The sequence below is a fragment of the Streptococcus porcorum genome (assembly GCF_053203725.1).
Map to the genome: position 1 here is coordinate 1 of NZ_JBRUDG010000045.1, position 10,439 is coordinate 10,439.

Sequence of the window (10,439 nt, forward strand, 5' to 3'; positions counted from 1 at the left end):
TAGCGAAGATTTTGTGATATACTAGTCATGAGAAGATTCCTTTTTTGATGAGTGGTGGTACTCTTATCATATCAGGGAATCTTCTTTTTTGACTTCTAGAAGTCTCACATCTATTGTAACGCTACAAAATTATCTTGTGATACATCTTACATAATCTTGCTTGTATGATAAAAAAATAGTATAATGAAACAGAAAGAATGGAGAGTTGAGAATGGAGTATGGAGATTTTCATAAAGATCGGGTAATTGAACTAGGGTATTTACTTAATAGAATTTGGAGTAATTGGTATAAAATACTTACTGTAACTTTTTTGGGAATATTTTTTTCAGCTAGTATAAGTAGATATATTTTACAACCGGTCTACTATAGTGAAGTGAAGTTATATATAGTTGGCGAAAGCTCATTAGTTGATTCCAATATTCTTATGACTGATAAATTAGAGGTAGGGAGTCAGTTAATTAATGATTACAAAGAATTAGTCCTATCCACTACTGTAATCAGTAATGTTAGAGATAAATTGAATATTAAAGAGGGGTTGGAAAATTTACAAAATAATATTAAAATTGTAGTTCCTTTAAATACTAGAGTGATTAGTATAGGTGTTACAAATGAAGATCCCAGGGTCTCTGCATTAATAGCAAATGAACTTGCCAGTGTATCGAGTGAGAAACTAATGAATATGGTCGATGGGGCTAAAGTTAACTTGATTTCTAAAGCTAATGTCCCTAGTTCACCAATATCTCCTAATATTGCGAAAAATGTAATATTGGGAGGCATACTTACGATGTTTATCTCTATATCAATAGTTTTTTTAAAAATAGTATTAGATAGTAGGGTACGGAGACCTGAGGATATAGAATTAACTATGCCAGTAGAGGTTATCGGAATAGTTCCAAAATTAAAATGAAGTAGGTATAAAAATGAATAATACAGATTCATTGAACAAACAAATAAAAAAAATAGCAAAAGGATACGATTTCTTCAATATGATTAAGTACAGATTGTTAAAAACTAATCCTTTTGCTAAGTTGATTACAGTGACTTCTGTTAGTCCCAAAGAAGGGCGGACATTTATTTCCATAGGTTTAGCTACTGTATTTGCAATGCAGGGGGAACGAACTGTAATTGTTGAAACAAATTTTGAGTCTCCTTCACTGAATAAATTTTTTAAGTTGACAAAAGACCAAGGTGGCTTAATTGACTACTTATCTGGAAAGTCTATGATAAAGGAAGTTATTATTTCGACAAATATTTCAAATCTATCTCTTATACCTGCAGGAAGACTTTTAGAGACGACAACTTCGCTTGATGAAAAGAGTATTGCCGAATTAATCCAAAAATTAACATATCAATATGATAAAATAATTATTGATACATCAGCTTTGGCAGTGTGTAACGATAGTATGATTATGATAGATAAATCTGATGTCCATGTATTAGTTACAAAATCAGGTACGGTTAAATATGAAATCATTCAGAAATATTTAAAAAAACTTATAGAACGAAATTCTAAATTTGGAGGTGTTATCATAAATAAATATAAAGAATAATAAAGAACTATTTGTTTTTATATAGAAATTTGAAGTAATAATGTGTTTGTTAATTATAGGGAATTAATATGGAAAATAAAAGAATATGTTTAGTGGGATCGAGTGGTGGCCACCTTATGCACCTAAACTTATTGAAAGAGTTATGGGGGGAACAGGAACGTTTTTGGGTGACTTTTGAAAAAATAGATGCTATTTCAATGCTCTACGATGAGAAGGTCTATTATTGTCATTATCCAACTAATAGAAATGTAAAAAATTTAGTAAAAAATACATTTTTGGCATTTAATATTTTAAGGAGAGAGAAGCCAGACATTATTATATCTAGTGGTGCAGGAGTAGCGGTACCATTTTTTTGGATAGGTAAATTATTTGGAATAAAAACAGTATACATTGAAGTGTTTGATCGAATAAACGCCCCAACACTTACAGGTAGATTGGTGTCTCCAGTAACTGATATTTTTGTTGTACAATGGGAAGAGATGTTAAAGGTATACCCTAGAGCTATTTATTTAGGGGGAATCTTTTAATGATATTTGTTACTGTAGGTACACATGAGCAACAGTTTGATCGTTTGTTAAAAGAAATAGATAGACTGAAGCAAGAAAAAGTGATAACTGATGATGTATTTATGCAGACAGGTTTTTCTGCATATCAACCAAAGTATGCCAACTATAAAAAGATACTTACACGTTCTGAGATGGAAGAGTTGATTGAAAAATCAGATTTGATTATTAGTCATGGTGGCCCGTCCACTTTTATGCCTATATTAACAAAGGGGAAGAAATTGATAGTTGCACCCCGAAGAAAAAAATACAATGAACATGTAAATGATCATCAAGTTGAATTTGTTAATCAAGTAAAAAAGTACTATCATTTGGAAGTTATGATAGAAGTAGAAGAATTAGCTGGTTTATTAGACAAAATAGAGGTAAATGCTACGAAACCGATCTCTAATAATAAAAGATTTAATCAAAATCTTGAAGCTGTCATTGAGGAGTTATTTTGATACCTAAAAAAATTCATTATTGTTGGTTTGGTGGAAATCCTCTACCAAATAGTGTAAAAAAATGCATTGAATCTTGGAAAAAATATTGTCCAGAGTTTGAGATTATTGAGTGGAATGAATCAAATTATGATGTTAATAAGATAGCTTATATTTCTCAAGCATATAGGGAGAAAAAATATGCTTTTGTTTCTGATTATGCTAGATTAGATATCATTTTTGAAGAAGGTGGGATCTATCTAGATACAGATGTAGAGTTATTAAAATCATTAGATACTCTTTTAGATAAGGACTGTTTTTTAGCTTGTGAACTAGATGGAGAAGTTGCTACAGGGCTTGGTTTTGGTGCTGTTAAATATTTTCCTTTTCTTAAAGAGAATATGCAAATTTATGAAAAGAGAAATTTTGTTGAAAATAATAAATATGATGAAACGACATGTGTACAACATACCACTAATTTGCTCAAGTTAAAAGGTCTTAAGTCAACTGATAAAATACAAGAAATTGAGAGAATGTGCATATATCCGCCAGAGTATTTCTGTCCTTATAGTCTAATAACAGGTAAGATGACAATAACTAATAATACTTATTCAATACATCACTATGACTCAACTTGGTATGGTCAAGGTATCAAGTCAAAATTTAAAAAAAAGTTGTTACCCTTAAAGGTGAGATTTAAACTTTCACTTGATAATCTGTTTGGCCAAGGAACTTATAGTAGATTGAAAGATTGGTTAAGAAAATAATATGAAAGAAAATATTTATACACCTAGTCAAATACTTTATTTAACAGCGATTACGCTTATTTCTTTTGGAAAAGGAATGGGCTTACCGGGTAATAACTCTATCTATATCATCTTATTTTCTTTGGCAGTGGTATTAATTGTACTAAAAATTTCAAGAGATATTTGGGATATTAGTATTTTATATAAAGTGATGATAGTCGGTATGATTGCGCTGGTTAATTTTTTTTTCACGAGAGAACCAGCCTTTCTCTTCAGTCTAGTATTATTAGTTGGAGTAAAAGGGATAAGTTTTCACAGTATACTGAAAGTTGCATTTTTTTCTAGAATATTTGCATTTATTACAACAGTAGGGTTATCTTTTTTGGGCGTATTGCCTAAATACGAGATTGTATTTTATCGCAATAATATGTTTATTAGTAGATTTGGTTACGGATTTGAACATCCAAATTTATTGCATTCATCATTTGTTATGATAGTATTATTTGGAATGTATCTATACTACAATAAAATAAATTTATTGCATTATACTTTTATCCTTCTTTTGAATTTATTAATATACTATGCATCTGCTTCTAGAACAGGATTCTATATTATTATTATTGCAGTAGTGGTTCACCTATTTAGTCAGTTATCTTTTTTTAAGAATGTGCTTCGTATAGTTTTACCATGGTTGCAAATAATTTTAACGCTTATTACAATAATCTTAGCGTTGAATATACAAAAACCTATAGTGGCTAGATTGGATGAATATTTTACTGGCCGTCTATATTATGCTAATTTGCAGTTTCAGTATTTCCCGAGTTTATTGGGGCGGCATTATCCTTCAGAATTGAATATTAATTTTGATAATAGCTATTCAATGTTATTTGCACTTTATGGTATTATTGTAGCACTACTACTTCATTATTGGTATTGTTCAACTGCTGTAAAAATTAGAAAGTTATCGAACTTTGCACCGGTATTTTTATTTTTTATTTTGTCAATTATTATGTTTACAGAAAGTTATTATACTAATGCTGTGTATAATGTGACACTTTTTATGACTGCTATAATATTTTTTAATGGAGAGAAGGAAGAGTTTTTATGATTTATATTGTAACTCCTACTTATAATCGGAAATTAGAGTTAACACGATTGTTCAATTCGTTATTGAGGCAGACAAGAAGTGATTTTATCTGGATTGTAATTGATGATGGCTCTGATGATGGAACAAAGGATATGTTGAATAAGATGATTGTAGATAATTCACCATCTTTTCAATATATATATATATATCAAGAAAATTCAGGAAAACATATTGCTTATAATACTGCCTTAGATTATATGGGAGGAAGAGGTTATCATGTTGTAGTTGATAGCGATGACTTCTTATCGGATCAAGCAATTGAGTATTTTTATGAGGATACTCATAAAATCCATCAAGATACAATAGGTGTTGTTTATCCTAAACATGAAATTGGAAAAAAAAATAAATGGTTGGAAGATAATATTTCTTATGTTGATATTCCCGAAATAAAGTTTAGGTACAATTTATCAATAGAGACAACAATTTTATTGAAAAATAGTATCTTGTCAAAAATAAGATTAAAGCAATTTAGCCAAGAAAAATTTTTATCTGAAGAAACTTTTTATTATGACATCAGTGAAATTGGTAAATTTATTCCTATAAATAGAGAACTATATTATTTTGAGTACCTAGATCAGGGTATGACTAAAAATACTTTTAATCTATGGAAGAAAAATCCAAAAGGGACACAATATTTGTTAGAAAGAAGGAAAAAATATATTGCTGCTAATTTAGTAGGGAAACAGCGTATTTTTGAATCAATTAAAGTAATGATGAATATAAAATCCTTCGAATATTATTTATCACGAATGAAATATTTTCAAAAAAGCCCAATTGTAAATACATTACTTTATCCTATAGTTTATATAGTTTATATTAGGAGATTTAAGTAAGTATTTAAGTAGTAATATAATATAAAGAAAGTAATTTAATGTCAAAATCAGGTATAAAATCAGGCGCAATTTATGTAATAGGTAATTTATTTTTACAAGCTTTGGGATTTATCTCTTTGCCTCTATTTACTAGACTTCTATCTATCACTGATTATGGTAAGTTTAATCTATTAACAACATGGACAGCAATTTTTGTTGCCTTTATTGGTATTCAATCTCATGAAACATTAAGTATGGGGAAAAAAAAATATAAGGGGGAAGAATATTATAGATTTGCTTTTAATGCCTTGGTAATATCATTTGTTAGTTTTATTATTATTTTTTTAGGGGGGGGTATTTTTGGACACTCTTTAGCTCGAATAATAAAATTAAGCCTCCCAATGTTTTATCTAATGCTATTTCAAAGTTTTTTTGGGTATTATGGTCATATATTTAATTTTTCTAGTAAATTTTTACTTCAAGAGGATAGAAGTTTCATTCAACTGGTTATTTCACTAATTATCAATATTTCTAATATAATACTCTCTATACTATTTATTTTAAATTTTGAAGATAGATTATTTGCAAGGATTATAGGTAATTTTTTTCCATCCGCTATACTTTCGATATGTTTTTTATTATATTTTTTTTACAAATATTATTCTAAATTAGAGAAAAAATATATATACTTTATTATTTCAACAGGGTTACCTATGGTTTTTCATAGTTTCGGAGGACTCTTATTAAATCAACTCGATACAATTATGATTGGTAGAATGTTAAACGTTCAATCGGTTTCAATTTATAGCTTTGCATATACTATTGGTGCTGTTTTGAATACTGTATATGTAAATTTAAATTCAGTATGGTTACCGTGGTATCTAAAAAAAAATAGGAATATTTCGAAACAGATACAATTATACTTAATACTTGGAGTTGTCTTATGTCTAGGTTTTTTAACAGTAGCACCTGATTTAATTACTTTATTAGGAAATAAGGAGTATTATGAAAGTCAGAGATTTATTTTTTGGATAATTTTAGCTTTTTTTATGTTTTTTCTCTCTTCTTTCCCTATAAATATTCAACTATATCATGAGGTGACCCTATTAATTCCAACAGGGACTATAATAGCGGTAATATTAAATTATTTTTTAAATCGTTATCTAATTGCAATTTTCGGAATCAGTGGAGCTGCTGTATCCACCTTTATCTCCTATTTTGTACTATTTATTTTTCATTATATTATTGCAAGAAAAAAATATGTAGATGTAGATATTTCTATAAAACAATATGTCTTAGCAATAATAACAGTAAGTATTTATGCTTTATTTATTGCAAATCTTACTGAAAATATATTATTGCGTTACATTGTTGGGCTTTGTATGTGTATTTTTTTGATTTTTTTATTTAGAATTGATATTGTAAATTTTATTAGAAATAAAAATAAATGAAAATAGCAAGTTGATTATAGAAAATATGGCTCAATGTCAACTTTAGTGGGCAGGTGAAAAGCTAGCAAATAGAGGGGGCGAAATGCGTTCTCTATTTGTTCATATTTAAGGGAATTAAAATCCATTTACTCAAAGCTTCCCTCAACCTAATTTATCCTAGATAAATTAAGCTGATTTCTTTCAAAGTCTTGATTGAATATCCGTAGAAAGCTTTATTAACATTGATGGGAAAAATATAACGTGAATGAGAGCAAAAAAGATTTCCAATCATATTGTAATGATTTATAATGAAAATATTCATATTAGTTTAGAGATAAGTCTGACTTGATTACAAAAGCAATGAGAAAACTACCGTTCCTTAGTTTATATTCTTAATTAGGCATCCAAAAAGAGTCTGTAATCATATTGATGTGTTAGATATTCAGATAGAGATTATAGGAGAAATTATTAAAGATAAGGGATGTTATTGTTTAGCAGTAAGAGATAATCAAAGTCGTATTCATGAAAATATTAGTACCTATTTTAGTAATAGCAAATTTATGGATGAATTAGCTAAAATAGACCATTACCAACTATTGAGAAGGATTGTAGTCAGGTTGAATAGCATGTCATATTAGCACAAATAGGAAATGTAAGATGATTGAATAAATTGTTAACCACCTAAAAAATTACTTTTAGGACACAAAAATAGAATAAGAAACTTTACGTGCGTGTGCTGTGATCTTTGTAGAAGTTAGGTTGAAATTGTTTTAATTTACTTATAGAATAAAAATACAAAAAGTACTCTATCATACATATCTTTAATATAAAGGAAAGAACTGTGACCATAAAAAATAATACTCAAAAAAAATATTCTAGAATAAGGAATGCTAGTATTTTGACACTTATATTAGCAATATTATTAATCTCTATAAGCACAATTATTTTCAGTAATAATTTATTTTCTTCAAACTATGAGAGTGCAATAAATTACGTTACCCCGCAACAATTTGGTGCCAAAGGTGATGGTATATCTGATGATACTGAGCCTATGAAAAAAGCTATTATGTCTGGAAAACCAATCTACTTGTCTAAAGGTAAATACTTAATAACAAAAACAATTCTATTGACTACTAATGTTTATATTTCAGGAGAAAGTCAAACTAGTACTACTATTATTTCGCCAAATTCCTATGCCTTCAAAGGACAGTACGGATATTCATCCACAATTAGAAACTTAACATTTAAGGGATATGGAGTAGATCAACTTAGTGGATCTATGCTTTCAAATATAACATTTAGAGGTACTCAAGGACTACGAAATATCAGAGTTAGTACACTGACTAGTATAACTTTTGTTAATTTGGAAGAATCTGGAATAGACAAATTAACAGATAGTAAAATTATAAATTCTAATTTTATAAACAATAAAACAGCCATCAATCTATCATCGTCTAATGATAACCAGATTTATATGAATCGTTTTAACAAAAATGATTATGCTATTACTATTAGAAAGGCATCTTTCAATACTATCAATAGAAATTATTTTTTAAATCAAAAAAAACAATACATTAAAATTAATAGCGCAGATCATCTGGAAATAATCAACAATATTATTCAAAATAGACAAAAAGATGCCGTCTTATTGTCAGGGCAATATGTGAAATTTACGAATAATACTTTCAACAATCTACCTTATCCGTTAAAAATCCATTCGCTAGAAAATTCTATAATCTCTAATAATAATGGCGGAGATACGAAAAAATTCATCGATATAAAAAACTCATACCAAAATAACGTTATTGTACAGAATAATAGTAAAATAAAAAATGACCTAAGTAATAATACTTTTCTCACGCCTACCACTCCAATTGAAACAGAAAATCTTTTTAAACTTGAAAAACATTCTTTTGTATCAGTAAAATCATTTGGAGCAAAAGGTGACGGTATTACAGATGATACCGAGGCAATTAAAAAAGCTTTAAAAACAAAAAAAGATATTTATTTTCCAAATGGAAACTATATTATAACTGAAACTATTATCTTACCGCAAAAAATAACGTTATTTGGTCTGGGCTCTATTAAAAACTGGGGATCTGAAAATACAACAGATAAGGGACAAGTTATCCTCACTTCGTTAAATCAATATGCTTTTAAAGGAGGAAAAAATATCTCTTTCCGAAATATTAATTTTAATGGAAATGGCATTACTAAATCTGAATCTCTATCTTTATCTAGAACAAGTTTTACTGGAAAGCACGGAATTTTAAATATTAAGAGTAGTGTAGTTAGTAATTCTGTTTTTAACAAAATGAACAACTTTGCTATACAAACTATTCATAATACTACAATTATCAATAGTTTTATTATGAATAGTCGAATAGCCATTAAATTAAATAATTCAAACAATAATTTTATCTCAACCAATAAGATAGAATGGAATGAGATAGGTATTGATATTAATAAATCGGTAAATAATAAATTTACTAATAACACATTTGATAGACAAACTTATTATGGTATCATCAGTAACTCCTCTGCAAACATAATTGTAGATAATCGATTTGAACGGAATGTTTCAGGGCACCTGTTGCTTACTAATAGCTCTGATATAGTAGATGGAAATGTTTTTTATATTAAATCAATAGAAGATGCTGGAATAGGAGGTATGAAACCTGATATATCAATAACTGCTCTAGGTAACTCCGAGAATTTAACAATTTCTAACAATTTATCTCTCCATAATCAGTCCTTCACTAATAAAAAAATTATAAGACAATCTAATAACTTACTTAATGGTGAAATAAGTAATAAATCAAATATTAATTTGTTTGGAAGAGAGTTTATTTATAATAGCTTCCCATCTCTGATTTATGATTTCAATAGTGAATAAATCCACAGTACTTAGTATGAATAAAAAATATTTTAGTACTAAAATTTAAGTATTTTGAACTACTTTACGTATATATTATGTGTCTAACTTTGACAACTCATATAAATAACTTTGCTGAACTTAGTTAGAGTTGCTCACTTTAATCTCATAATCAATATTCACAGTATAGATATATATGCTCACTACTAGTAATACTTTAATTTATAATTTCATCACCACCTGTTAAACTCATATCTATTTTAGCCTAACACCTTTATGAATAAACTCTATAATGTCTGTAGTGTGTTTTCTACAGAGATTTATGAGACCTTCTTAAGTATAGAAAAATTCCCGTATGACTTATAATGAAAAGCGATGAAACTTATAGTAGAAATATTGATCTATGGTCATAACTACCTATGAAAATGAATAATTTGCACATTAGCTTTTTCAGCGTGTCCTAAAAATGTTCGATAAACTTTGTTCGGGTTAGTGCTATACAAAATCAATCTTTTTAAAATTGATGTCAGGTCACAAAAGAATGAATAGAAAATTTTCATGCGTACAGTACGGTGTGGACGGCGTGTATGAATGTACCTTTGTCAATGATGTGAGACCTAAAATGTTATTTTGAAGCCATCCATTTGTTAAGCTTTACTAGGAGCTAGCTCTTAGTAAAGCTTTTCTGATATTGATAGGAGATTTCCGGCTCTTTGTCAACTGTAGTGGGTAGATGAAAAGCTAACACCTAGAGAGGACGACATTCGTTTTCTCTTTTTCAATACTCAAAGCGATGTAAATCTTTGTTTTAAAGTTCTTAAAGTTTCTAAACCCGAAAGCCTGTCTCTTGATGTCCTTGATGAGTTTATTGGTCGCTTCCAGTTTAGCGTTGGAATA

10 protein-coding genes are annotated in these 10,439 nt (G+C 28.5%); 9 read left to right on the forward strand and 1 reads right to left on the reverse strand.

What is annotated here, in order from left to right:
• Positions 1-211 precede the first annotated feature (211 nt).
• The 9 genes from ACVRWY_RS08895 (at position 212) to ACVRWY_RS08935 (ending at position 9,563) form a co-directional block, all read left to right on the forward strand.
• Positions 212-907, forward strand: coding sequence for a Wzz/FepE/Etk N-terminal domain-containing protein (locus ACVRWY_RS08895; RefSeq protein ID WP_354369831.1), 696 nt, complete (start codon positions 212-214; stop codon positions 905-907).
• 13 nt (positions 908-920) lie between these two features.
• Positions 921-1,550 carry a CpsD/CapB family tyrosine-protein kinase gene (locus tag ACVRWY_RS08900; RefSeq protein ID WP_354369832.1) on the forward strand — a complete coding sequence of 210 codons (630 nt, stop codon included), beginning with the start codon at positions 921-923 and terminating at the stop codon, positions 1,548-1,550.
• A gap of 68 nt (positions 1,551-1,618) precedes the next feature.
• The gene (gene pssD / locus ACVRWY_RS08905; RefSeq protein WP_354369833.1) at positions 1,619-2,077 is read left to right on the forward strand and encodes a PssD/Cps14F family polysaccharide biosynthesis glycosyltransferase; all 459 of its coding nucleotides are present in this window, start codon (positions 1,619-1,621) and stop codon (positions 2,075-2,077) included.
• On the forward strand, positions 2,077-2,556 hold the full coding sequence (locus ACVRWY_RS08910) for a glycosyltransferase (RefSeq protein WP_354369834.1): 480 nt from the start codon (positions 2,077-2,079) through the stop codon (positions 2,554-2,556). Before pssD ends, ACVRWY_RS08910 begins: the two co-directional genes overlap by 1 nt.
• Positions 2,553-3,299, forward strand: a complete 747-nt coding sequence (locus tag ACVRWY_RS08915; protein WP_354369835.1) for a glycosyltransferase family 32 protein — start codon at positions 2,553-2,555, stop codon at positions 3,297-3,299. Before ACVRWY_RS08910 ends, ACVRWY_RS08915 begins: the two co-directional genes overlap by 4 nt.
• Before the next feature lies 1 nt (position 3,300).
• Positions 3,301-4,386, forward strand: coding sequence for a hypothetical protein (locus ACVRWY_RS08920; protein WP_354369836.1), 1,086 nt, complete (start codon positions 3,301-3,303; stop codon positions 4,384-4,386).
• Positions 4,383-5,258, forward strand: coding sequence for a glycosyltransferase family A protein (locus ACVRWY_RS08925; protein ID WP_354369837.1), 876 nt, complete (start codon positions 4,383-4,385; stop codon positions 5,256-5,258). The genes ACVRWY_RS08920 and ACVRWY_RS08925 overlap by 4 nt, the downstream gene beginning before the upstream one ends.
• Positions 5,259-5,296: 38 nt before the next feature.
• Positions 5,297-6,688 carry a lipopolysaccharide biosynthesis protein gene (locus ACVRWY_RS08930; protein WP_354369838.1) on the forward strand — a complete coding sequence of 464 codons (1,392 nt, stop codon included), beginning with the start codon at positions 5,297-5,299 and terminating at the stop codon, positions 6,686-6,688.
• 820 nt (positions 6,689-7,508) lie between these two features.
• The gene (locus ACVRWY_RS08935) at positions 7,509-9,563 is read left to right on the forward strand and encodes a glycosyl hydrolase family 28-related protein (RefSeq protein ID WP_354369839.1); all 2,055 of its coding nucleotides are present in this window, start codon (positions 7,509-7,511) and stop codon (positions 9,561-9,563) included.
• Between the two features lie 720 nt (positions 9,564-10,283).
• Here ACVRWY_RS08935 and ACVRWY_RS08940 read toward each other — a convergent pair.
• The coding region (locus ACVRWY_RS08940) for a transposase (protein WP_447455795.1) at positions 10,284-10,439 on the reverse strand (156 nt) is incomplete at its 5' end.

Coding starts and splice junctions, on each gene's coding strand:
- ACVRWY_RS08895 (WP_354369831.1), top strand. CDS start 212: ATGGAGTATGGAGATTTTCATAAAGATCGGGTAATTGAACTAGGGTAT.
- ACVRWY_RS08925 (WP_354369837.1), top strand. CDS start 4,383: ATGATTTATATTGTAACTCCTACTTATAATCGGAAATTAGAGTTAACA.
- ACVRWY_RS08910 (WP_354369834.1), top strand. CDS start 2,077: ATGATATTTGTTACTGTAGGTACACATGAGCAACAGTTTGATCGTTTG.
- ACVRWY_RS08930 (WP_354369838.1), top strand. CDS start 5,297: ATGTCAAAATCAGGTATAAAATCAGGCGCAATTTATGTAATAGGTAAT.
- ACVRWY_RS08900 (WP_354369832.1), top strand. CDS start 921: ATGAATAATACAGATTCATTGAACAAACAAATAAAAAAAATAGCAAAA.
- ACVRWY_RS08920 (WP_354369836.1), top strand. CDS start 3,301: ATGAAAGAAAATATTTATACACCTAGTCAAATACTTTATTTAACAGCG.
- pssD (WP_354369833.1), top strand. CDS start 1,619: ATGGAAAATAAAAGAATATGTTTAGTGGGATCGAGTGGTGGCCACCTT.